The sequence below is a fragment of the Mesorhizobium sp. YC-39 genome (assembly GCF_025753795.1).
In the GTDB taxonomy this organism is placed as follows: Bacteria; Pseudomonadota; Alphaproteobacteria; order Rhizobiales; family Rhizobiaceae; genus Mesorhizobium.
In genome coordinates, this window is sequence record NZ_JAOWPS010000004.1 from 319,009 (window position 1) to 338,917 (window position 19,909).

General features: G+C 63.6%; 24 protein-coding genes. 11 read left to right on the forward strand and 13 right to left on the reverse strand.

Features of this window, described 5'->3' with window-relative positions; genetic code table 11:
• The first annotated feature begins 8 nt into the window (after window positions 1-8).
• On the forward strand, window positions 9-647 hold the full coding sequence (locus OHD62_RS22885; RefSeq protein ID WP_263787405.1) for an NAD(P)H-dependent oxidoreductase: 639 nt from the start codon (window positions 9-11) through the stop codon (window positions 645-647).
• A gap of 100 nt (window positions 648-747) precedes the next feature.
• Here OHD62_RS22885 and OHD62_RS22890 read toward each other — a convergent pair whose 3' ends face one another.
• Together OHD62_RS22890 and OHD62_RS22895 are read right to left on the reverse strand one after the other, a co-directional pair.
• A complete protein-coding gene (locus OHD62_RS22890) occupies window positions 748-969 on the reverse strand; it encodes a hypothetical protein (protein ID WP_263787409.1) in 222 nt (73 codons plus the stop codon).
• Window positions 970-1,186: 217 nt separating this feature from the next.
• Window positions 1,187-1,552: a VOC family protein gene (locus tag OHD62_RS22895; RefSeq protein WP_263787411.1), complete on the reverse strand. Its 366-nt coding sequence runs from the start codon at window positions 1,550-1,552 to the stop codon at window positions 1,187-1,189.
• A gap of 149 nt (window positions 1,553-1,701) precedes the next feature.
• On the opposite strand from OHD62_RS22895, the gene OHD62_RS22900 reads away from it, so the two are divergent.
• Complete coding sequence (locus OHD62_RS22900; protein ID WP_263787413.1) at window positions 1,702-2,031, forward strand: hypothetical protein; 330 nt, start codon at window positions 1,702-1,704, stop codon at window positions 2,029-2,031.
• 19 nt (window positions 2,032-2,050) lie between these two features.
• Entirely contained in the window at window positions 2,051-2,950 is a 900-nt protein-coding gene (locus OHD62_RS22905; RefSeq protein WP_263788523.1) for a sigma-70 family RNA polymerase sigma factor, read from the forward strand.
• A gap of 124 nt (window positions 2,951-3,074) precedes the next feature.
• Here OHD62_RS22905 and OHD62_RS22910 read toward each other — a convergent pair whose 3' ends face one another.
• Window positions 3,075-4,232, reverse strand: a complete 1,158-nt coding sequence (locus OHD62_RS22910; protein ID WP_263787414.1) for a sulfite oxidase — start codon at window positions 4,230-4,232, stop codon at window positions 3,075-3,077.
• A gap of 526 nt (window positions 4,233-4,758) precedes the next feature.
• On the opposite strand from OHD62_RS22910, the gene OHD62_RS22915 reads away from it, so the two are divergent.
• Together OHD62_RS22915 and OHD62_RS22920 are read left to right on the forward strand one after the other, a co-directional pair.
• Window positions 4,759-5,391 (forward strand): DUF1326 domain-containing protein, encoded by a 633-nt coding sequence (locus tag OHD62_RS22915; RefSeq protein ID WP_263787416.1) that lies wholly within the window; start codon window positions 4,759-4,761, stop codon window positions 5,389-5,391.
• An 8-nt stretch (window positions 5,392-5,399) separates the two neighbouring features.
• Window positions 5,400-6,293: a DUF2182 domain-containing protein gene (locus OHD62_RS22920; protein WP_263787418.1), complete on the forward strand. Its 894-nt coding sequence runs from the start codon at window positions 5,400-5,402 to the stop codon at window positions 6,291-6,293.
• 34 nt (window positions 6,294-6,327) lie between these two features.
• On the opposite strand, the gene OHD62_RS22925 is transcribed toward OHD62_RS22920, so the two are convergent.
• The 4 genes from OHD62_RS22925 to OHD62_RS22940 form a co-directional block, all read right to left on the reverse strand.
• Window positions 6,328-7,215, reverse strand: a complete 888-nt coding sequence (locus OHD62_RS22925) for a dihydrodipicolinate synthase family protein (RefSeq protein WP_263787420.1) — start codon at window positions 7,213-7,215, stop codon at window positions 6,328-6,330.
• Between the two features lie 122 nt (window positions 7,216-7,337).
• Window positions 7,338-8,579 (reverse strand): DNA polymerase IV, encoded by a 1,242-nt coding sequence (gene dinB, locus OHD62_RS22930; protein ID WP_263787421.1) that lies wholly within the window; start codon window positions 8,577-8,579, stop codon window positions 7,338-7,340.
• A gap of 125 nt (window positions 8,580-8,704) precedes the next feature.
• On the reverse strand, window positions 8,705-9,253 hold the full coding sequence (locus OHD62_RS22935) for an NADAR family protein (protein WP_263787423.1): 549 nt from the start codon (window positions 9,251-9,253) through the stop codon (window positions 8,705-8,707).
• A 114-nt stretch (window positions 9,254-9,367) separates the two neighbouring features.
• The gene (locus tag OHD62_RS22940; RefSeq protein WP_263787425.1) at window positions 9,368-9,730 is read right to left on the reverse strand and encodes a hypothetical protein; all 363 of its coding nucleotides are present in this window, start codon (window positions 9,728-9,730) and stop codon (window positions 9,368-9,370) included.
• A gap of 195 nt (window positions 9,731-9,925) precedes the next feature.
• On the opposite strand from OHD62_RS22940, the gene OHD62_RS22945 reads away from it, so the two are divergent.
• The gene (locus OHD62_RS22945; RefSeq protein ID WP_263787426.1) at window positions 9,926-10,228 is read left to right on the forward strand and encodes a hypothetical protein; all 303 of its coding nucleotides are present in this window, start codon (window positions 9,926-9,928) and stop codon (window positions 10,226-10,228) included.
• Between the two features lie 46 nt (window positions 10,229-10,274).
• Here OHD62_RS22945 and OHD62_RS22950 read toward each other — a convergent pair whose 3' ends face one another.
• Window positions 10,275-10,970: an XRE family transcriptional regulator gene (locus OHD62_RS22950; protein WP_263787428.1), complete on the reverse strand. Its 696-nt coding sequence runs from the start codon at window positions 10,968-10,970 to the stop codon at window positions 10,275-10,277.
• A 533-nt stretch (window positions 10,971-11,503) separates the two neighbouring features.
• Between OHD62_RS22950 and OHD62_RS22955 the strand changes: the two genes are divergently transcribed.
• The 3 genes from OHD62_RS22955 (at window position 11,504) to OHD62_RS22965 (ending at window position 13,940) form a co-directional block, all read left to right on the forward strand.
• Entirely contained in the window at window positions 11,504-12,199 is a 696-nt protein-coding gene (locus tag OHD62_RS22955; RefSeq protein ID WP_263787430.1) for a GcrA family cell cycle regulator, read from the forward strand.
• Window positions 12,200-12,224: 25 nt separating this feature from the next.
• Entirely contained in the window at window positions 12,225-12,830 is a 606-nt protein-coding gene (locus OHD62_RS22960) for a DUF6456 domain-containing protein (RefSeq protein ID WP_263787432.1), read from the forward strand.
• A gap of 123 nt (window positions 12,831-12,953) precedes the next feature.
• Complete coding sequence (locus OHD62_RS22965) at window positions 12,954-13,940, forward strand: HNH endonuclease (protein ID WP_263787434.1); 987 nt, start codon at window positions 12,954-12,956, stop codon at window positions 13,938-13,940.
• Window positions 13,941-13,944: 4 nt separating this feature from the next.
• Here the strand turns inward: OHD62_RS22965 and efp are convergent, their stop codons facing one another.
• Window positions 13,945-14,514 carry an elongation factor P gene (efp, locus tag OHD62_RS22970; RefSeq protein WP_263787436.1) on the reverse strand — a complete coding sequence of 190 codons (570 nt, stop codon included), beginning with the start codon at window positions 14,512-14,514 and terminating at the stop codon, window positions 13,945-13,947.
• Between the two features lie 132 nt (window positions 14,515-14,646).
• On the opposite strand from efp, the gene epmA reads away from it, so the two are divergent.
• A complete protein-coding gene (gene epmA / locus OHD62_RS22975) occupies window positions 14,647-15,690 on the forward strand; it encodes an EF-P lysine aminoacylase EpmA (protein WP_263787438.1) in 1,044 nt (347 codons plus the stop codon).
• Window positions 15,691-15,715: 25 nt separating this feature from the next.
• Here epmA and OHD62_RS22980 read toward each other — a convergent pair whose 3' ends face one another.
• The gene (locus OHD62_RS22980; protein WP_263787440.1) at window positions 15,716-16,333 is read right to left on the reverse strand and encodes a DUF922 domain-containing Zn-dependent protease; all 618 of its coding nucleotides are present in this window, start codon (window positions 16,331-16,333) and stop codon (window positions 15,716-15,718) included.
• Window positions 16,334-16,616: 283 nt separating this feature from the next.
• Between OHD62_RS22980 and OHD62_RS22985 the strand changes: the two genes are divergently transcribed.
• Entirely contained in the window at window positions 16,617-16,835 is a 219-nt protein-coding gene (locus OHD62_RS22985) for a hypothetical protein (RefSeq protein ID WP_263787442.1), read from the forward strand.
• A gap of 17 nt (window positions 16,836-16,852) precedes the next feature.
• Here the strand turns inward: OHD62_RS22985 and OHD62_RS22990 are convergent, their stop codons facing one another.
• The 3 genes from OHD62_RS22990 to OHD62_RS23000 all read right to left on the reverse strand — a co-directional run bounded on the left by OHD62_RS22990 (window position 16,853) and on the right by OHD62_RS23000 (window position 19,852).
• Complete coding sequence (locus OHD62_RS22990) at window positions 16,853-18,820, reverse strand: acyltransferase family protein (protein ID WP_263787444.1); 1,968 nt, start codon at window positions 18,818-18,820, stop codon at window positions 16,853-16,855.
• A 291-nt stretch (window positions 18,821-19,111) separates the two neighbouring features.
• The gene (locus OHD62_RS22995) at window positions 19,112-19,468 is read right to left on the reverse strand and encodes an SPW repeat protein (RefSeq protein ID WP_008877017.1); all 357 of its coding nucleotides are present in this window, start codon (window positions 19,466-19,468) and stop codon (window positions 19,112-19,114) included.
• Window positions 19,469-19,630: 162 nt separating this feature from the next.
• Window positions 19,631-19,852 carry an alkylphosphonate utilization protein gene (locus OHD62_RS23000; RefSeq protein WP_263787447.1) on the reverse strand — a complete coding sequence of 74 codons (222 nt, stop codon included), beginning with the start codon at window positions 19,850-19,852 and terminating at the stop codon, window positions 19,631-19,633.
• Window positions 19,853-19,909: the final 57 nt, after the last annotated feature.

Genomic DNA, 19,909 nt, shown 5'->3' on the forward strand with positions numbered 1-19,909 from the left:
GGCGCAGCATGAAAGTCCTCGTCGTCTATTGCCATCCCTGTAGCGACAGCTTCAACGGCGCCGTGCGCGACACCGTGCTGGAGACGCTTGCCGAACGGGGCCATGCGGTTCACCTCCTTGACCTCTATGCGACCGGCTTCGATCCGGTTATGCACGCCGACGAGTGGCGTGGCTATGGCGACAAGGCAGGGAACCTCGAACCTGTCATCGACCGGGCGCAGGAATTGCTGTGGGCGGAGACGGTCATCTTCATCTACCCGACCTGGTGGTACGGGCTGCCGGCCATGCTCAAGGGCTGGCTGGAGCGGGTGCTGGTGCCGGGCTTCGCCTTCGAGATGCCAACGGCGCAGCGCGGCCCACGGCCCAAGCTGCGCCACATACGCCGGGTGATGGTGATGACCACATGCGGCGCGACGCCGCTGATGAGCTGGATTATGGGGCAGCCCGGCCGGCGAACCCTGCTGCGCGGCTTCCGCTCCGTCTGCCATCCGCTGTGCTCGACCAAATTCCTGGCGCTCTACCGGATGGACACCGTCTCGGCGGCAGAGCGCCAGGCGCATCTGCAGCGTGTCAGGAAAGCCGTCGCCAGTCTTGGGCATGCAGCTTCCGTGCCTTCAGACGCGGTGCAGAAGGCGCATCGCGTCTGAAGAGATTTCGGGTGCGCTTTTCAGTCTGTTAGCGCATGGCATGTCCCGATCGCGGCACCGACATGCAGTCGGCTGATCGGCAGGACAAGCGCGAAAGAAGTCAATTCGGCGTGGGATCTTTAAGCGTCTCGACGACGAAAGACGCGGCAATCAGGTCGTCGGCATTAAGCCGCAGCGAATCTTCACCTCCTCCCATGATGGCCGCCACCTTCTGAAAAGTCTTCATCTCGTGTTCGGTGATATCAGCGCTTCGCATTTTGGCTTTGAGATTGGCGACGCGCAGGTTCAGCGTGTGGGACGTTCCAATTTCACGGTTCGACATAGTGATATGCTCCTCCTCCCCTGCCCATTCGCCCGCCCGCCAGTATTCGGGTCAGCCCATTTCTGCCTAAATATAAGGCATTGCGAATACAGCGGCCCGAACGCGCGGTTGAAGGGAAAGGTTCCGGTCCGACACGGTCACGAAATAATACGAGGGGGGCGGACGATGGCCAAACAGTGGTTCGTGGTCGCCGCTGACCGCGCCGGGCCATGCCCGCCTAGCGGCTGGCGACCACCATGCGGTTGCCCTCGCTGTCGCGAAACTCGGCCACTGTGCGGCCTGGATCCCATGGCGCCTCCTGCGGTTCGGTGATGATCTCGACGCCTCCGGATTTCAAAGCCGCGATCGTCGCTTCGACATTTTCGTCGACCAGCACCAGCACCGGCTCGGCGCCCGGCGTGTCGTCGGCGCGCCTCACCAAATGCAGGTTCGTCACCGCGCCGGGAAACGCCAACTCGATCCAGCGCCAGCCACTATCGCCCATTGGCTGGTCGGCCGCGACCTGGCAGGCGAGATGCCTGGTGTAAAACGCCTTGGCGCGGTCCTGGTCGAACACCGGCAGTTCGGCAAACTGGATATGCATGGTGGGATCTCCTCTCTCTGGTGGCTGCCGCGGGGCCGCTCACGGGTAAAAGACGATGCGGGTGGCCAAAAAGATTCGTCCGTGCCCGAGAATCTTTTCGGCAACTCCGGTCGTCTTCTGCTCAGGTCCGCCATTTCAGGAGACGAACCATGGGCTACAAATTCATCCGCTACAGCGTGAAGGACAGCGAACTGGAAGCGAACCGCGCGCTGGTGGCAAAAGTGTTCGAGGCGCTGGACGAGACAGCACCGCAGGGCGTGCGCTATCTCGTGCTCGAACTCGATGATGGCGAGTTCATCCATATTGTCGGCGAGGGGCATGTCGTCGGCGCGGGCAATGATGCGTCCGGGTTGACCGGGCTTGCCGCCTTCGAGGCGTTCACGCAGAACCACGCGGCGCGGCGCTCGACCCCGGTCCAGCGATCGCCCGTCAGGATCATCGGCAACTACCATGTCCTCGAGGACGGGAAAGCCGGATAGAATGGATGCCATGAGCCCAATGGATGCCATGAACACTGGGAAATTCGACCGCCCGGCGCTGGAGGCGATGCTCTCCGGCCTGCGCCCGAAGCTGCACCGCTATTGCGCCCGCATGGCCGGCTCGGTGATCGACGGCGAGGACATCGTGCAGGAGACGCTGCTCAAGGCGCTGCAGGCGGTCGATGGCAGTGCTGCGGTCGAGCGGCCCGAGCAATGGCTGTTTCGCATCGCCCACAATGCCGCGCAGGACCATCTGCGCCGGCGCCAGCGGGAGCGGTCGCGCATCACCGAGGTCGACATGACCACAATCGAAGATCCCTCCGGCGGCGCCGACGCAAGGCTTGCCGCCGCCACCGGCCTGCGCAGCTTCATGCGGCTTTCGCTGGCGCAGCGCAGCGCCGTGATCCTGGTCGACGTGCTTGGCCTTTCGCTGCACGAGACCGGCGAGGTGACAGGTGCTACGCTGGCCGCGACCAAGGCGGCGCTGCATCGCGGACGGGCGCAACTGCGCCTGCTGGCAGCAACACCGGAACAGGTCGCAACACCCAGGCTCGATGCCGATGACGAGCGACGCCTGCGCCGCTATGTCGACCTGTTCAATGCGCGCGACTTCGACGCGGTCAGGGCGCTGATCGCCGAGGATATCCAGCTCGAAGTCGTCAACCGCACCCGCATGCGCGGCAAGGCGCAGGTTTCCACCTATTTCGGCAATTACGACCGCGTGAGCGACTGGGCTCTGTCGCTGGGCTTCGTCGACGGCAGGCCGGCGATCCTCATTCGCAACCCGGGGGAACCGGACGGTGCCGTGCGCGGCTTCATGCTGGTCGAATGGCGGGACGAGCAGATCGTCCAGATCCGCGACTTCCGCTACGCGCCCTGGTGCCTGCCTGACGCGCAGATCAGCGCCATGGACGGCTGAGGGGCTGGAATGGCAGCAAGTTCTTAGAGCGGTTCCGGTTCTCCTGGAACCGGAACTCGCTCCAACTATCTGTTTTGCCGCATTTATGCGGACGCCAAATGATGCCATTTGGCTGCAAAATGCTCTAGTCGATACGCACGCGGCGCGTCACCTGGCCATTGCTTTCCCAGTATGTGTGTTTCCCGGCAATCAAAGGATCGTCCATTGCCGGTTGAATTTGCCCTGTGGTGCTGACCGCGCGCGAGGTCACCGTGTGTTCTCCAGCGCCGGCATTTGGCCAATCGAGGGACCAGATCTTCCAGGCGTGTTCGGCCTCCTCACTGTGATCAATGGTCGCTCGTACCCAGGGCCCTTTATCGCGTTGCACTTCGACCCGGTCGATCGGTGCCCCCCAGGCTGCCCCAATGATGCGATAGTCCGAACCTTTCCGAGTGACCTTTGCAGGCGCGGACTTTATCAGCGCTCGCCCGACTGAAGTCTCGGTCCATACGGTCTCGCCGTTGTGGTCTTCCTCCCGGATGGTGACATAGTCACGGGCCATCAGAAGGCTCATGAACCGCGTATCGCGAACCTCGATGCGCTCCAGCCACTTGACGTTGGCGATCCCGTACCAGCCTGGAGCAATCAGCCGTAACGGGAAGCCATTGGGCGCCGGCAAGGCGGCTCCGTTCATTTCATAGCAGAGGAGATTGTCGGGGTTCATCGCGTCGGCGAGCGACATGCTCCGCGCGAAGTTCTGCTGCATCTTGACGTCGCGTATTGCGACCTCGCCTGTGTCAGTACCGAAAAAGACGACCTCGATGCCCTTCTCCAGAACGCCGGCTTCCTCGAGGATCGGGGCGAGCGGCGTCCCCGCCCAGCGAGCATTGCCGATGCCGCCGGTGAAAAAGGGAAACCCGTGGTTGCCCGAGCATTCCACCGTGAAAACGACCTCCTGCCGCGGTCGTGCCCGGATGTCGGCGAGCGTCAACTTCAGGGGCTTCTTGACCAGGCCTCCGATTTCCATGGACCATGTCTTCTCGTCGATCGTTGGTCGGTTGAAATGCGAGATGCTGAAAAACTTGTCGTTTGGCGTTATCCAGCTATCCAGATCCTCCCAGACAAGCTGGGTCTTGATACCTTCCGGATTGGGATTTTCGGTCGGCTGATCCAGCCACGGAATAACTTCCTCACCCGCCTGCTTTGGAAAAGCGTAAGCCCGACGCGAGGTATAGAGAGCAGCAATCGCGGCAAGAGCCGCGCTTCCTTGAACAAGAAGTTCTCTGCGCTGAAAATCAGGCATGTTGTTACCTCCCAGTTGATCCGGAACGGGCTGCAACGTGCCTTGGGTCGTAGCCTGATCACGGATAGGCGACACAATGTGAGGTCTGCCCACCCGGAAGTATCCGGATAGGTCAGACAATCACCGACGCAAGTCAAGCAATGTGAAGCATTGGACGAAACTCTGGCTCGCGTTTCGCATGCCAAGAGTGCGCCTTTGGGACGGAAGTGTCCACAACTTGGGCGGGACATGGTGATGATTGCAGCATTCCAGACCGTTTTCCGGTCCTGCCAAAATCGTTGCTGCCCGGATCGCTGCCGAACGCCCGCTTCTGGGTCATTTCCGGACGTTCGCTAGTGCGGTCGGACGGGCCCGTTCCGACTTCGTTTCCACCATTCCGACATCGGCTTCGCCATCTCCAAGGCGGACGTTCCCCCAAATTTCGGCGAGAAAGCGTTGAGCTGCCGCGTCACGGCATGACGGGTGGCGGCGCGGCAGGCGCTGGTGTATGATGATGTTCTAATATTCCGGGATCAGGGAGGTCGTCATGACATCTTGGGAGATCAGGGGACGGGAACTCGTCAATTGCACCTGCGAATATGGCTGCAACTGTCAATTCAATGCGCTGCCCGACAAGGGCCATTGCCATGCGGTGGCGGGCATCCAGATCGATGAAGGCCATCATGGCGACACCGCTCTCGATGGGCTGCGGATCGCTGCGATCTTCAAATGGCCTGGCGCGATCCACGAAGGCAATGGCGAAGCCATCGCTTTCGTCGATGAGAATGCAACCGACCAGCAGCGCGAAGCGCTGCTGCGCATCATGACCGGCCAGGACACCGATCCGTTCGCGACGATGTTCGCCGTCTACGCCTCAACCGTGACAAAAATGAATGCGCCGGTTTTCACGAAGATCGATCTCGACCTCGATATCGACGGCCGCAAGGGCCGCATCTTTGTCAAGGACTATATCGAAACGGTTGGCGAACCGATCCGCAACAAGGTGACGGGCGCGGACTCGCGTGCTCAGATCGTGTTGCCGAACGGCTTCGAATATGCGGTCGCCGAGATCGGCAGTGGTTCGAGCACAACCAGCGGGCCGGTTCAGGTGAAGATGACGGACAGCTACGGCCAGTTTGCGCGGCTGCATCTCAACAATCATGGGGTGGTGCGGACCTGACGTGCCGCATGGACGGCGCCTCGCCACTGGAACGCCTGCTCAGACGCGACCGCGCCCTCACGATTGCGGGAGTGGTGGCGCTGTGCCTGCTGGCCTGGCTCTATATCGTCGCCGGAGCAGGGCTCGGCATGAATGCGTGGGAGATGACGCGGCTCGCGCTGTTCCCCCACCAGCAGACCGCCGACATGACCTCCGCTATGCCCGGCATGGACATGAGCGGCATGGACATGCCGGGTATGGATATGGGCGCAATGTCCATGGCGACGGAACCGCGGCTCTGGGGGGCCGCGACCTGGGCGCTGATCATCGCCATGTGGTGGGTCATGATGGTCGCCATGATGTCCCCAAGTGCTGCGCCGACCATCCTGCTCTATGCGCGCGTGCATCGCCATGCGCTCGCACAGGGTCAGCTCCAGGACAGGCTCGCGCCTACCGGCGTATTCATGGCAGGCTACCTCCTGGTCTGGCTGGGATTCTCCGTCGCGGCAGCCGCTCTGCATTGGCTGCTCGAGCGCCAGGGATTTGTTTCCGCGACGATGATGAGTTCGCAAAGCCGCTGGCTTTCCGCCATCGTCCTGATCGCCGCGGGCCTCTACCAGCTTTCGCCGCTCAAGAACGCCTGCCTGTCGCATTGCCGGGCGCCGTGGGCGTTCCTATCCCGCCACTGGCGTCCCCGCGCACTTGGCGCGCTGCGTTTGGGCGCACTGCACGGAGCCTTCTGCGTCGGATGCTGCTGGATGCTGATGGCGTTGCTGTTCGTGGGCGGCATCATGAATCTGGTGTGGGTTGCCGCGCTCGCCATTCTGGTGCTGGTTGAAAAGGTGTTTCCTGCCGGCCAGTGGGTCGGTCGCGCGGCCGGCATCGCCCTGATCGCCTGGGGCACCGCAACACTTCTGGTCTGACCTGATCGCTGAGAGCCAGTCGGATCCCCGCACCTCAGAAGCCGATATCGCGGCCGAGAATGCCCTTGAGATCGTGCTTGAGTTTTTCGCTCTCTGCGGCAGGCAGTGCCGTCAGCGGCGGCAATGGCGAGGCATAGGCTGGGTCGGCCATCATTTCGGCAACCATGGCCTTGATGCCGGGGATCAGCGGGCCCGAGGCCACGCGCTTGCGAATGGCGGAGGCGGTGGCGAGCGCGCCGGCATCGCCGTCGCGCCAGGCGGCGGCGCAAAGCCTGCTCGAAAGATTGGCGGTGGCCGAGATGCAGCCGGCGAAGGTGCCGCTTCTGGCCTCCATCAGCGATCCCTCATCGCTTGGAAAAACATCGAAGTCCGCGGCCGCGACCGTGCGCGAATAGGCGAGGTCTCCCGATGAATCCTTGAGGCCGCTGAGGCGCGGTCCGATCCGCTCGCGCAACGCCGCCACCAGCGCTGGGTGGAAGGGAACGCCTGATAGAGCGGGGAAATGATAGAGGTAGAGCGGCGTCGCCTGCGCCGCGGTCATCTGCGCGACGGCGCCGAAATAGGCGATCACCCCGTCATCGCCAACGTTCTTGTAATAGAAGGGCGGCAGCAGCAAAGCGCCGGCGAGGCCGAGTTCGCCGGCGTGGCGGGTGAGTTCGATCGCATCGGCCACGGACGCAGCGCCCGTGCCGACCATCAGCCGGTCGCGCGGCAAGGCTTTTGCGGCGGCCGACATCAGGGCCTTGCGCTGGGCAAGGCTCATCGAGGTTGCCTCGCCGGTGGTGCCGCACATATTGAGCGCGTCGCAGCCTTCGTCCAGCAGCCTGCCGGCCAGGCTGACGAAACGGTCGATATCGGGTTCGAGGGTCCTGGTGAACGGGGTTGGAATGGCGGCGATGACGCCGCGCAGCTTGCTTGTCATGACTGATCCCTGGTTCGAGCCAGGTCTGGCAAAGCAGCCTGGCCCGGGCGCGGCGGATCATTCACAGGCGGATGCGGTTCGTCAACCGGGCGTGGCTGGCGAAACAGGGATCGGCCGCCGGCTCACAGTTCCTTTTCCGCCAGTTCGCGAAACGCGTCGGGAACCGAGCGCCGCGGCCCGAGCGCCACCGAGGCATAGCCGACCGCCTCCCAGCCGAAACGGTCGCGGATCTTGTCGATGGCGCGGTCGGCGGTCCAGCGCGCCGCGCCCTTGCGGGTACCGGGGCGGCGGCGGTCGTCGTCGAGGCCAAGCGGCAGTTCCAGTTGCAAGGCGGACTGCTGCTCCAGATGCGAGACGGCGATCGCCAGCAGCGAGATGGTCGTCTCGTGCGGATGGTCGACAAGCACCTTGCGCACCAGCGCCTCGGCGATCTCGGCCAGCATGGCGGTTGCCGAAATCGGCTGGTCGAGCGTGATCGAACGCGTCACCGAGCTGAGGTCGGCGAAGCGCACGCGCACGGTCACCGTGCGGCCGGGCCGCGATTTCGCCCGCAGCCGGGTGGCGACCCTGTCGGCCAGATGCAATAGCGCAGGCACGAACACATTTTCAGCGGCGGGTTTCCTGCCAAGCGCCGATTGCGCGCCGGCCGAGCGCGCGCGGCGCTGCGTCTCGAGCTTGCGCGGATCGCGGTTCCACGCCAGCGCATTGAGCTTTTCGCCGGCCGCCGGGCCGAGCAGGCGCTCCAGCGACCATCCCGGCGTCTTCGCCAGCTCGCCGATGGTGTTGACGCCGATGCCGGCCAGCCGCTGCCTGGTGACCGGGCCGACGCCCCACATCAGCTCGACCGGAAGATCGTGCAGGAACTCAAGCTCATGGCGCGGATCGACCACCACCAGCCCGTCGGGCTTGGCCACTTGCGAGGCGATCTTGGCCAGGTGCTTGGTGCGCGCCACGCCGACCGAGATCGGCAGGCCGAGCTCGGCCTTGACGCGGCGGCGGATAGAAGCGGCGATTTCGGCCGGCGGGCCGAACAGATGGGTGCAGCCGGCAACGTCGGCAAAGGCCTCGTCGATGGAAATGCGCTCGACCACCGGCGTGAAATCGCCAAGCACTTGAATAGCCGCGTCGCCCAGCCGCTGGTATTCCCTGAAATTGCCACCGACAAAGATCAAGCCCGGGCAGAGTTCGCGTGCGCGCCGCCCCGGCATGCCGCCACGCACGCCGAAAGCCTTGGCCTCGTAGGACGCGGCCAGCACCACGCCGCCACCGACGGCGATGGGCCTGCCGCGGAGCGATGGGTCGAGCAATTGCTCGACCGAGGCATAGAAGGCGTCGAGATCCGCGTGGAGGATGTTGGCTTCCATCCGAGCCGTTCGCCCGCGGCGGTTGGAACGCCGCATTGTTGAGGTGGTTCTGAAGAGAACATAAAGGGAACAAATGGGCAGATTGTCAAGCAGCGCAGACGCTACATGCGCGTCGCTTAGTCTTTTCAGCTGCGCAGCCTATCCCGGGCCTGCATCAGCGCAAACCCAAGCAGGTTCTCGCCGCGCCACAGCAGAGGGTTCGCCGCTTTCTCGTCATCCGCTGCAAGGCCGATACCCCAGACCCGATCGACGGGGCTGGCCTCGACCAGAACCAAGTCACGGGTCGACAGCAGATAGTCGCGCAGCGCCGCATTTTGCCGGAACTTCTGGAAACTCCCTTCCATCACGATGCGATACTTTTTGGCGTCCCATTTCAATCCATCGAAGCCGCTCACCTGCCGGCCCAGTTGCTTTGCCTGCTTGGGGCTCGCCGCCTTGAGAATTTGCGTTGCCGTCTGATCATCACCGAACAGGCGTGCCTTCTGCGCCATCATCCAATGTTCCGCGGTCGGATAGCTCAGGCCGTCGACGGTGAACGGCGCATGCCACCACTGGCTGAAACAGGACGCGGTGATGCGGCCGTCCCTGGACGGCTGGTGGCCCCAGAAGAACAGGAACTTCTGCCGGGACTTTGCGCGAAAGGCTTCTTCAAGCCAGGCTCGATCGTAAATCATGATGCGGATGGATCGGAGCGAAAGACTGGCTTGTCAATGCTCGATTCAAAGGAGGTCGGCCAAGCGGACCAGCCGATGCTGAACGCGAGCCGCACGGATGAGGGGAGCATCGGCTCAGGCAGCTTCCCGTGCCCAGAGGCGGTGGCCGTAGCGGCGGAAGAAGCGCGCCAGCAGACGCTGCTGTTTGGCGCGGGCGAGATCTGGCAGGCGCCTTTCCTGGCGCCAGCGCGGCATGTTGCGATAGCAGGCGATGAAGCGGGCGGCATCCTCGATCGCCTCCTGCGCCGACAGCGCCGGGCCGATCGCTGCCAGGAACAGTGCCTCGCTCTGCTTCAGCCGGTCGACCACCGCCTTGCGCTGGTCATGGCCTTGCCGGGCCCTGGCTATGCCATCCAGGCGGATGGCCGCCAACGCGGTCAGCATGGCCGGGCTGTCGCCGCTATAGCCGCAGTCGCGGGCGAATTGGGTGGAGTCCATCGTCACTTCCTCAATGCCGACGGCCGCGCCTGCCGCCCATCGGCGTGGGTGGCGACGGTGGCTTTCACAAATATAAGCATAACTCAAAAATATGCACAAGTGAAACTTTTGTTCTGACTTGAGCTGAACCGACTCGACTCCTACGGAAAAACCAATAATGATGTGAACAAAACAGGAACAAAGGGGCTGATAACGATGACATTGCCGGGCAAGGAGGCGACGATCGCCGATGTCGTTTCGATTGCGGTCGAATGTATCGACTGCGGCCGCAACAGATGGTGGAAACCGGCAGAGCTCAGACGTCACGGGGTGAGTGGGCAGACGCCGCTGGTGACGCTTTCGGAGCGTCTGGTCTGCAAGTCCTGCCGGGCCGACGGCCTGCCGGGCAGGGCGGTTGCGATCCAGGCTGCATTCATCGAAGAACATGAGCGGCGGCGCATCGACGCGCAGAGGCGAGCCGAACGCGAGGCGCCGCTGAAGAGATCCAGGCGGGCTTGATGGTCAGATCTGCCATCTCCCCCGCAAGGGGGGTGGCGCCACCGCTTCAGTACCCCAGCAGTTCCTTGAGCGGGATGACACGGAAGACGTTTTTGATCGCGTAGCGGTTGAAGGTCAGCGTCTTCGGCGGATTGTACTGCTCGACGACCAGCTCGCCAGCGGTGCGCTTGACCAGCTTCTTGACGAAGGCCTTGCCATTGCGTTCGCCCTCCTCGGGCAGTGTTTCGATCACCACATGATCGCCAGGCACGGCGTCGCGGCCGCCGCAATAGATCATGTCGCCCGGCTCGTAGCGCGGCACCATCGAATCGCTGAGCACATGCAGCGCAAACACATTTTGCAGATGCTTTATGCCCGGCGGGCGCTGGACATAGCCGGCCGTCTCGCCGTTGAAGGTGAAGTCCCCGTCGTCGCCGCCGACGGCGGCGCCGAAAATCTTGATGTCCATCGGGCCGGTGGGCAAGGGGGCGGGATCGGTGACGATCTCGGCGTCGGCGACATTGTCGGCATCGTCGAGGAAGACCACCTCGCCCTTGCCCAGCGCCACCGGGTCGACGCGCAGGAAGGCGGCAGTCTTCAACAGGTTCTCGGTCTTGGGCAGGTTGCGGCCGGTTTCCCAATTGCCGACGGCGGCGACATCGGTGTCGTTGTGCTCGGCAATGTGGCGCATCACCAGGCCACGCTGCTTGCGCGCCTTGCGGATCGCCGCCCCGACCTTGATCGACAATGGAGTTTTCGTCATGGCGCCATCTGAAACATAAGAATCGGTTTCGTCCATGCAAGAATGGCTTGCATAAGTTTTTGAGTTATGCTTATATCTGGTCATGCACAAGCCGCATCGCCCTTTTTCGATTTCCCATCCGTCCCGGCTGTCCTCCTCCCCGGCCGGGGCGAAGCCCGAGGCTGATGCCTCGGATCCGGCGTCGTCTCCCCCGGCGTCTGGAACGGCCGGAGGCTTCGCGCCTCCGGCCACGCATTTCCGTGACGGGCGGGCCGGTTCGCCGATCCGCGATGCGGGAAGCAAATCGTGCATCCGCACCGAGGACGGCACCGTCATCGTCCTGGACCGGCGGACGGGCAGGGCGGGGTCCGGCGCCAGCCGCGATGCGGCCGAGGCGAAGCTTGGCCTCATCGCGGGCCAAGCCAGCACCGCGCCGCCGGCAGAACGATGATCGGCCTCTGAACCTGCGCCCAACGGCGCTCGGACCGAACCCCTGAAACTGGCCTTCCCGGGCGTCTTTCGGCGCGGCCGCGCGCAATCAACGGATCAAGACAATGGCCTTCTATACCGAGACCGAACTGGAAGCGATCGCCGGCTGGCTGAAGGACGGGCTGTCGGCCTCGAAGATCTCCGACCGGCTGAGCGCGCTGCGCGGCAGTGGGGTTTCACGCAATGCCGTCATCGGCATCGTCCACCGCAATGCCGGTTTGAGCGCCATCGGCTTTGCCAATCCCGGTGGTGGCAGGTCCGGCGGGCGGCCGAGGAAAGCTGCGGCCAGGCCGTGCGCAAGGCAGGCCGGATCATCGGGGCAAGCGGAACTGCCGGGGCAAGCAAAGCTGCCTGGGCAGGTCAGGGCTGTAGTGGCCAAGCCCTTGAAGTCGGCAAATCCCGTCAAGTCTGTGCGACTGGCTCCGCCGGTCTGGCTGCTGCCGCGGCAGGTCGGGCTGGATTTCGGCGTCCCGGCGCCGGTGCGCCCTAAGGCACCGACGCCGCGTCCCGTCGTTGCTGGGCGTCAGCCGCATGTCGCGGCCATGCGCTTCATCGATTGCCTGTTCGACCGCTGCCGCGCGCCGCTGGATCCGGCGCTGGAGGAAGACCCGGAAAACGACGCGCCTGGAGCCCGGCCGGGGCCGGACATGCTGTGCTGCGGTCTGCTTACCCCGCCGCTGAAGAGCTACTGCGCCCATCACGCGGCGCGCTTTTACGACCACCGCCGCACGGCACTGGCGGATGCGGCCGCCAAGGCTTGACCCCACACCCAGGAGGACGAACCCCATGAGCAAGAAGACCGCCCAGAAAGCCAAAGCCAAGCCACCGAAGCTGCCCAGGGCCGAGGCCGAGCAGGTGCGCATCCGCAAGGAGATCGGCCATGATTTCGCGCTGCAGGACGACAGGTTCGGCCGCAAGCGGCTGGCCACCGGCACGGCCGAGGCGCGGCGCGTCTACGAGGTGTCCAATGACGGCTACACCTCGACCGGCGGCATCGTGCGGGTGCGCAATGTCGATCCGCTCACCGGCATCACCTCGCTGTCGCACCAGCAGCGCGAGGCGGGCCTGCGCTACCGCGAGGATTTCCGCGTCTCGCAGCAGGACGGCGTCAGGCCGATGACCTGGACCGAGCGCGTCGATGGCGGCCGCAGGGACGGCGGCGTCGCCGACCGCATCCTCTCAGCCGGCCGCGCCCACGCCAACGCCACCAGGGCGCTGGCGCATTGGGAATTGGCGGGCGTGGTGCAGAAGGTCTGCTGCATGGGCGAAACGGTAAAGAGCGTGGCCGAGCAAACCGGTGAGGGGCGCGATGTGGTGACCAAGCTGCTCAAAGTGGGGCTGGATTTGCTGGCGGTGCATTACGGGATGATGCTGGGGCGGCGGGTGGGGTGAGGGGTGTTGGCTGAAAATACCTCAAGGTATCCTTTCCAAGTCTTACGCTGAACCTTGAAGACCTCGCGTCGCTCGAATAGAACCTGTTCAGCTCTCTGGCAATTAATTCAGTGCTTAGAAAAGATGTCGCAGTTCTGGTGGGTCAATCACAATCAGACCGCTCGCCAAGAGATCGAGGGGCAATACCTTTGGTCGCCCAAGACTGAAAAAAATGGGAAACGAAGCGAGTTCTACAACAACATGCGCCGGGCAACGCCTGGCGACCTCGTGCTGTCTTTCTTCGGCCAGGCCATTCGCTATGTGGGGCGGGTGACAGCGTTCGCATTTACCGCGCCGAAGCCAGCCGAATTCCAAAACATCTACTGGAACCAGGAAGGATGGCTTCTACCAGTCTATTGGACGCCGCTTGAACCGTCGGTTAGTCCCAAAGCTCTGATTGGTGAGTTGGGCCCACTTCTACCGGCCCGTTACTCACCGATCGACCCAAACTCCGGATCTGGCTATCAGAAGGTCTATCTTGCCAGCGTCTCGCCGGATGTGTTTCACACTATTGTTGCTGGTGCAGCCTTCAATCGCGAAAGTCTGATGCATGGCGGCACCAACAGCCTCACCTTCGAAGCAGTCAACGAAAAGTTGGAGGACGCGGTCGAGCGCCGTATCCGAGAAGATCTTCAGCTTGAAGACACTGAAAGAAAGAGCGTCATTCAAGCTCGTCGTGGTCAGGGGAAATTTCGTGCCAATGTCGAAGCTGTCGAGCGCTCATGCCGTCTCACCGGGGTAACTAACCCCTCGTTGTTGATCGCAAGCCATATTAAACCTTGGCGCCTCTGCGCTTCTGCACAGGAGCGCCTCGACGGCATGAACGGCTTGCTGCTGACGCCAGACGCAGATCACCTGTTTGACCGCGGGTTCATCAGTTTTGAAGGTAGCGGCGAGGTGCGGATATCCTCCCGCGTCGACAAAGCGGATTTGCAGCGTCTCGGATTCGATCAGCTGGTGATACAGAGTTTCGGCTTTTCCGAAGCCCCCGCCGTCTGGCGTACGGGCGCCTTCAACTCGGCGCAGCAAGGCTACCTTGCCCACCACAGAGCGGATGTGTTTGTGGCTTAGGAGCTCAATCCTTCGCCCGCTCCACATACGCCCCATCCGCCGTCATCACCACCACGCGGGTGCCGGCTGAGATGTGCGGGGGCACTGCGGTGCGCACGCCGTTGGAGAGCGTGGCCGGCTTGTAGGAGGAGGATGCCGTCTGGCCCTTGGTCACCGGCTCAGTCTCGACCACCTCGAAAGTGGCGCGTTGCGGCAGCACCAGCGATATCGCGATGCCGTTGAATTGCGAGATCTGCACTGCCATGCCTTCGAGCAGATAGGGCGCCATGTCGCCGACCACGCTTTCGGGCACCGCCACTTGGTCGTAGGTTTCCGGGTTCATGAAATGGAAGCCTTCGGCGTCGCTGTAGAGGAAGGTGTGCTCGCGCTCCTCGACATAGGCGCGCTCGACCTGTTCGGTGGTGCGGTAGCGCTCCGAAACCTTCACGCCGTCGGCGATGCGGCGCATGTCGAGCTGGGTCACCGGCGTGCCCTTGCCGGGGTGGATGTTCTCGGCAAAGAGGATCACATAGAGTTTGCCGTCCTTGTCGACGACGTTGCCTTTGCGTAGGGAACTGGCGATGACCTTCACCACGATTTTCAATCCTGCATTGGTTCGTTGGCCTTGTCGGCCTGAAATGGTTGATCGGCGCAAATCGGCCGCGCGAGCCGTCGCCCTAGCGCATCTTGGCTTGAACCGCCAGCCTTCTGTGCAATTCTGGTCCGCATGACCGGCGCCTCGCCCTGGTGGACGCCCGATGTCCATGCCGACCGCCGGCCGCGGCTGATCCTGCGCAACCGGATCGCTGCCGCCTTTCGCGACTGGTTTGCGCGGCGCGATTTCGTCGAGGTCGAGGCTGCGGCCCTGCAAATCTCGCCCGGCAATGAGGCACATCTGTCGGCCTTCGCCACCGAGGCGATCGGGCCGGATGGCACTCGCCAGCCGCTCTATCTCCACACCTCGCCGGAATTCGCCTGCAAGAAGCTGCTGGCCGCCGGCGAGAAGCGGCTGTTCAGCCTCGGCGCCGTCTACCGCAACCGCGAGCGCGGCCCCTTGCACCATCCGTCCTTCACCATGCTCGAATGGTACCGGGCCGATGAAGCCTATGAGAGCCTGATGCAGGATTGCGCCGGGCTCGTCGCGCTGGCGGCGGAGCAGGCGGGCGCCAGGCGTTTTGTCTTTCGCGGCCGCGAGGCCGACCCGTTCGCCGCGCCGGAACGGTTGAGCGTCGCTGATGCTTTTTCGCGTCATGCCGGCATCGACCTGCTGGCGACGGTGGGGGCGGACGGGAATACGGATCGCGAAGCGCTGCATGCGGCGCTGGTCGAGGCCGGCTTGCGCACCGCGCCCGACGACAATTGGGCGGATCTGTTCAGCCGGGTGATGGTGGAGAAGGTCGAGCCGATGCTGGGGCAGGGGCGGACCACCATCCTCTACGGCTATCCGATCTCAGAGGCAGCCCTTGCCCGGCCGAGCGCTGATGATGCCAGGGTTGCCGAGCGCTTCGAGCTCTATTGCTGCGGCGTCGAACTGGCCAACGCCTTCGGCGAACTGACCGACGCGGCCGAACAGCGCCGGCGTTTCCAGATCGAGATGGACGAGAAGCAGCGCATCTATGGCGAGCGCTATCCGATCGACGAGGATTTTCTCGCGGCGTTGGCCATCATGCCGCAAGCGAGCGGTTCGGCGCTCGGCTTCGACCGGCTGGTGATGCTGGCGACAGGGGCGGGCAGGGTCGAGGATGTGATGTGGACGCCGGTGGCGGGTTAGTAAGAGGGGCCTCGCGCCATCCTCCCTACCGTCCCATCAGCAAACCGACGATCAGCCGCTGCATGTTGCCGGCCTTGCCAAATTCGACGCGGTCGAACTCGCGGCTTGCCTGCCGCTGGGCCTGAGAGAGTTCGGAGAGCCGGTTGGTCAGCTCGGTCCTGATCTTCTTGCAGCCGGGGTCGCCAGGCACTGTCAGGCCGACGCTGACGGCTTCGATTTGGCGCACCATGTCGGCGATTGCGTCGCCATGCACCTTTTCGTGGGCGGCGATGCCGGCGGCGAAAATTTCCCAGCTCTTCTGGACCGTGGCCGGCAGCGGTTTGGAGGGTTTCGGCAAGGTGTAGGTGATGATGAGCTTCGGCCGTGCCGAAGCCAGCACGCAGGCATCGCCGCGCGGCTGATAATCCCTGACCCAGGTCAGCTTGAAATTGGTATGCGCGATGACGCGGTGCTTGCTCTTGCCGATCATCGGCCCCCGCTCGCCGATCGAGGCATAGAGCTCCGGCCCGGTCTGCCCCGAAATGGCGTAGGTCTCGATCTTCTCGATCAGCTTCCATTCAGGTTTCGACTGTTCCGCAGTCTGTGCCTGGGAGACCGGCGGCGCCAGCAGCGAGGCCGCAAGCAAATATTTCAGAAGCTTCATGCGCATTTCCAAGCCTGGAGCGGGAAGCCGCCCGTAGCAGGGATCGTCACCTGGGTGAAGCTACTTGAGGGGAGGCACAGGAAAATGGCGGGCTTTCGGCCCGTTTCAGCCTGGCCGCCATAATCGTGCCCGCGAGCCCGCCACGGCTCTGGCTGGCCGCTCGGCCGGCGTCGCCCGGCAATTTCGCTCCGCTTATTGCCGGCCGCGCTGTCAGGCCCCAGATTCCCCTGTGTTGCCAGCTTGCGGGATGCCGGCTCCCGGCACTCTCCCAATGGAGGTGAGCATGACACGCGACGACATCATTTCGGTGCTGGGGCCAGTCGACGAGACCGTCATCGCCGACATCGTCTCGACCGGCGCGACGATCGAGGAATTGCGCGAGGCCTTCGCCTGGATCGGCGCCGACGAGGCGCTGGTGAACGAAGGCCGTCAACTGCCGTCGGCAAGGGTGGCGGCACTGATCGAGTTGCTCGAGACGCCGGACGAGGAAGAGCTGCCGTAGCGGAGCGGGCGCCTGCGTCACTTTACGGTAGCTGTCACCATGTTGGAGAACAGCGCGCGCTCGACCGGCCGCTCCAGCGTCTGCGCAAAGGGTGTCGCCATGTGGTGGCGGTCGCGGTAAGCCAGCTGGCCGCCGATGAAGACATGACAGGTCTCGGCGTCGCAGAACTGGTCGGTCATGTCGACATAGGTGGCGTTCGGTATCGAGCGGACGATGTCGCGCTCCACCGCGGCGGCGGCATCGTTGGCGGCGTAGGCCCGCGTCTGGTCGCACAGCGATGGTGTCTGTCCCCGCCACAGCGCGCGGGCCACGCAGGTGTCGACCTGCTCGTCGTTGAAGGGCACGTCGCGGATGAAGGCGACCTTCAGCCCGGCCCGGCTGAACGCCTCGATCGTCGCGCGCAGGCCGGCGCGCCATTCCGCATCCTGGCTGTCGGACACTTTGGCGTTGGGCGACATCTTGCGCGAGCTCGCCAGCGCGATCTCCGAAATCACCACCAGGCTCGGCCGCGCGGCGATGATCTCCTTGATCGACTGCGCGCGCCATTGGTCGCACTCGGTGTAGTCGCGCTTCAGCTTGGTGACCCAGATCGTCAATTGAGAGGCCCGGCAGGAGGATTTGAGCCAGGTGAGGACCCGGTAGTTGTGCTTTTGCGCCGCCTCGATCAGCGGCGTCGACCAATGGTCGGCATGCGAATCGCCGAACAGCGCGATCGAGCCTTCAGCGTTTTTCGAGCCGAACACGCAGTGTTTTGGCGTGACATCCTCGAAGTCGATAATGCAGCCCCCGGCGCGCGCGGTGGAGGGCAGTGCGGCGCTCTCGGCGATGATGCGCTGTTCGGGGTCGATATCGTGCACGGCGAGGCGCGCATTGGCGTAAGCGGCTGCGACGCCGGTGCCGGTCAGGAGGACGGCCGGCACCAGCGCCCGCGCCGCATTGGCCATTAGCCAGCCATTGCGACGGATCGGGTTCTCGATGAAATTATAGGTGAAGATCGACAGCGCCAGCGTCAGCACCAGGCAGCCGAGCCGATCGGCAAGCGACAACTCGGGAACCATCATCGCGGCATAGACAATGACCGGCCAGTGCCAGAGATAGAGCGAATAGGAAAGCTTTCCCAGCCATTGCAGAGGCGGCAGCGACAGCAGGGCGCTCGGCCCTTTTTGCATATTGCCCGAGCCGGTCAGGAGCAACAGCACGGCGCCGGCCACCGGCACCAGCGCCATCACGCCGGGGAAGGGAGCGTCCTCGCTGAAGGTCAGATAGGCGCCGGCGATCAGCGCCAAGCCGAGCCATGCGCATGCCGCGCCAAGTTGCGGGCGCTGCCGCCAGAATCCTGCCGGCGCCATCGTCGCCAGGCCGCCGGCAGCGAACTCCCAGGCCCTGAGCGGCGAGAAATAGAAGGCCCAGGGCTGCGATATTTCCGTCAGCCAGGCGCAGACGGCGAACGACACCACGCCGGCGAGGCCGATCACCAGGATCGCCGCGCGCCTGCCCGGGCGCAGCCAGGCGGCAAGCAGCAGCAGCGCCGGCCATGCGAGATAGAACTGCTCCTCGACCGAGAGTGACCAGAAGTGGATGAAGGGGTTGTTCGCCGCATCCGGGGCGAAATAGTCGAACGACCAGCGGATCAGCCAGAAATTGATCGCATAGGCCGACGCGAACATGGCGCCTTTCGAATAGAGCGACTGTTCCTCCGGCGCCAGGATGAAATAGCCGGCGACAAGCGTGGCCAGGATGACGAACAGCGAGGCCGGCAGCAGGCGCCTGGCGCGCCGGGCGTAGAAGCGCCACAGGTCCAGCCTGCCGGTGTCGTCGATTTCCCGCAGCAACTGGCCGGTGATCAGATAGCCGGAGATGACGAAGAAGATGTCGACGCCAGTGAAGCCGCCCGGCAGGTCCGACAGGCCGAAATGGAACGCGATGACGCCCGACACCGCGAGCGCCCGCAGCCCTTCGATATCAGGCCGGAACGATGCTGACACGACGAACCCCCGTGTTGGTCGTTGACACCCCCACCCGACGCGAAACCTCGACGCGATGTGTCGATATTGCAATGCAACAAATCTAACGCAGTGCAACATAAGGGGAAGATTCGCGGGTAAGCGGTAGCGGCAAGTGGCGCCAGAGGTCGGCGCTGCTGCCCGGTTTGTGCCGCTGCTGGCCGTTTTTTGCGCGCCAAGCACCACCTAGCCCGACTTGCGGGCTTGTATGTCCATCCAGCCTTTTAGAGGAGCCTGGCACTCACGCGCCGGGCTCCCCCTCGGTTCGCACCATCACGCGTGCGCGTGCGGGTGACGGTAGTCCCAGACTGCCCAGGCCGAAGCGGCGACAACCAGCACGCCGAGGACCACATGGGTCCCCATTGCGTTGACGCTCGCGGCAAAGCCGAGCAACCAGGGCGAGACGATCAGCCAGAGCCCTACAACAAGGTTCAGCCACTCTTCCCACTCGGCGAATGCCGAGAGCGCGGCGAGCGCCAGGGCACCGAGCACAATGCCGGAAATCCAGGCGTTCCACGCAGGATTGGCTTCCGTGACGAAGCCGATGATCCAGGGTGAGATGAAGAGGCAGATCGCAAGGACCAGATTGATCCAATCCTGGGCCTTCTTTCCTTCCATCAGGTTTGCCATGACAACCTCCACAGATGAAGCTTGACCAAAGCACGATATTCGCGTGCAAATGCACGCTTAACTATTGATGTAATTACGCTTCAACCGGCCTTCAAGAAGGCGCCCCCCGGCGTCGACAAAGGCGCAAGGCCCAAGCGATTCATGGGCCAAAAACTTACGCGATCACGCCTTTTTCAGGAACTCGGTTTTCAGCACCAGGCCTTTCACCTGCTTGGTATTGCACTCGATCTCGTCAGGATTGCCGTTGAGACGGATGTTCTTCACCAGCGTGCCGCGCTTGATCGTCTCCGATGTGCCCTTGACCTTCAAATCCTTGATCAGGGTCACGGAATCGCCCTCGTTCAACGGAGTGCCGTTGCTGTCTCTTACGATCACGTCTGTCATGTCGGGTCTCTCATCGGGCCGGTGGGTGGTGCCGGGGTCGGCCCTATCCCGCGGATG

What these genes read in the sequence shown, in the direction of transcription:
- OHD62_RS22885 (WP_263787405.1), top strand. Translation starts at nt 9, where the DNA reads ATGAAAGTCCTCGTCGTCTATTGCCATCCCTGTAGCGACAGCTTCAAC.
- OHD62_RS22890 (WP_263787409.1), bottom strand. Translation starts at nt 969, where the DNA reads ATGTCGAACCGTGAAATTGGAACGTCCCACACGCTGAACCTGCGCGTC.
- OHD62_RS22895 (WP_263787411.1), bottom strand. Translation starts at nt 1,552, where the DNA reads ATGCATATCCAGTTTGCCGAACTGCCGGTGTTCGACCAGGACCGCGCC.
- OHD62_RS22900 (WP_263787413.1), top strand. Translation starts at nt 1,702, where the DNA reads ATGGGCTACAAATTCATCCGCTACAGCGTGAAGGACAGCGAACTGGAA.
- OHD62_RS22905 (WP_263788523.1), top strand. Translation starts at nt 2,051, where the DNA reads ATGGATGCCATGAACACTGGGAAATTCGACCGCCCGGCGCTGGAGGCG.
- OHD62_RS22910 (WP_263787414.1), bottom strand. Translation starts at nt 4,232, where the DNA reads ATGCCTGATTTTCAGCGCAGAGAACTTCTTGTTCAAGGAAGCGCGGCT.
- OHD62_RS22915 (WP_263787416.1), top strand. Translation starts at nt 4,759, where the DNA reads ATGACATCTTGGGAGATCAGGGGACGGGAACTCGTCAATTGCACCTGC.
- OHD62_RS22920 (WP_263787418.1), top strand. Translation starts at nt 5,400, where the DNA reads ATGGACGGCGCCTCGCCACTGGAACGCCTGCTCAGACGCGACCGCGCC.
- OHD62_RS22925 (WP_263787420.1), bottom strand. Translation starts at nt 7,215, where the DNA reads ATGACAAGCAAGCTGCGCGGCGTCATCGCCGCCATTCCAACCCCGTTC.
- dinB (WP_263787421.1), bottom strand. Translation starts at nt 8,579, where the DNA reads ATGGAAGCCAACATCCTCCACGCGGATCTCGACGCCTTCTATGCCTCG.
- OHD62_RS22935 (WP_263787423.1), bottom strand. Translation starts at nt 9,253, where the DNA reads ATGATTTACGATCGAGCCTGGCTTGAAGAAGCCTTTCGCGCAAAGTCC.
- OHD62_RS22940 (WP_263787425.1), bottom strand. Translation starts at nt 9,730, where the DNA reads ATGGACTCCACCCAATTCGCCCGCGACTGCGGCTATAGCGGCGACAGC.
- OHD62_RS22945 (WP_263787426.1), top strand. Translation starts at nt 9,926, where the DNA reads ATGACATTGCCGGGCAAGGAGGCGACGATCGCCGATGTCGTTTCGATT.
- OHD62_RS22950 (WP_263787428.1), bottom strand. Translation starts at nt 10,970, where the DNA reads ATGACGAAAACTCCATTGTCGATCAAGGTCGGGGCGGCGATCCGCAAG.
- OHD62_RS22955 (WP_263787430.1), top strand. Translation starts at nt 11,504, where the DNA reads ATGGCCTTCTATACCGAGACCGAACTGGAAGCGATCGCCGGCTGGCTG.
- OHD62_RS22960 (WP_263787432.1), top strand. Translation starts at nt 12,225, where the DNA reads ATGAGCAAGAAGACCGCCCAGAAAGCCAAAGCCAAGCCACCGAAGCTG.
- OHD62_RS22965 (WP_263787434.1), top strand. Translation starts at nt 12,954, where the DNA reads ATGTCGCAGTTCTGGTGGGTCAATCACAATCAGACCGCTCGCCAAGAG.
- epmA (WP_263787438.1), top strand. Translation starts at nt 14,647, where the DNA reads ATGACCGGCGCCTCGCCCTGGTGGACGCCCGATGTCCATGCCGACCGC.
- OHD62_RS22980 (WP_263787440.1), bottom strand. Translation starts at nt 16,333, where the DNA reads ATGAAGCTTCTGAAATATTTGCTTGCGGCCTCGCTGCTGGCGCCGCCG.
- OHD62_RS22985 (WP_263787442.1), top strand. Translation starts at nt 16,617, where the DNA reads ATGACACGCGACGACATCATTTCGGTGCTGGGGCCAGTCGACGAGACC.
- OHD62_RS22995 (WP_008877017.1), bottom strand. Translation starts at nt 19,468, where the DNA reads ATGGCAAACCTGATGGAAGGAAAGAAGGCCCAGGATTGGATCAATCTG.
- OHD62_RS23000 (WP_263787447.1), bottom strand. Translation starts at nt 19,852, where the DNA reads ATGACAGACGTGATCGTAAGAGACAGCAACGGCACTCCGTTGAACGAG.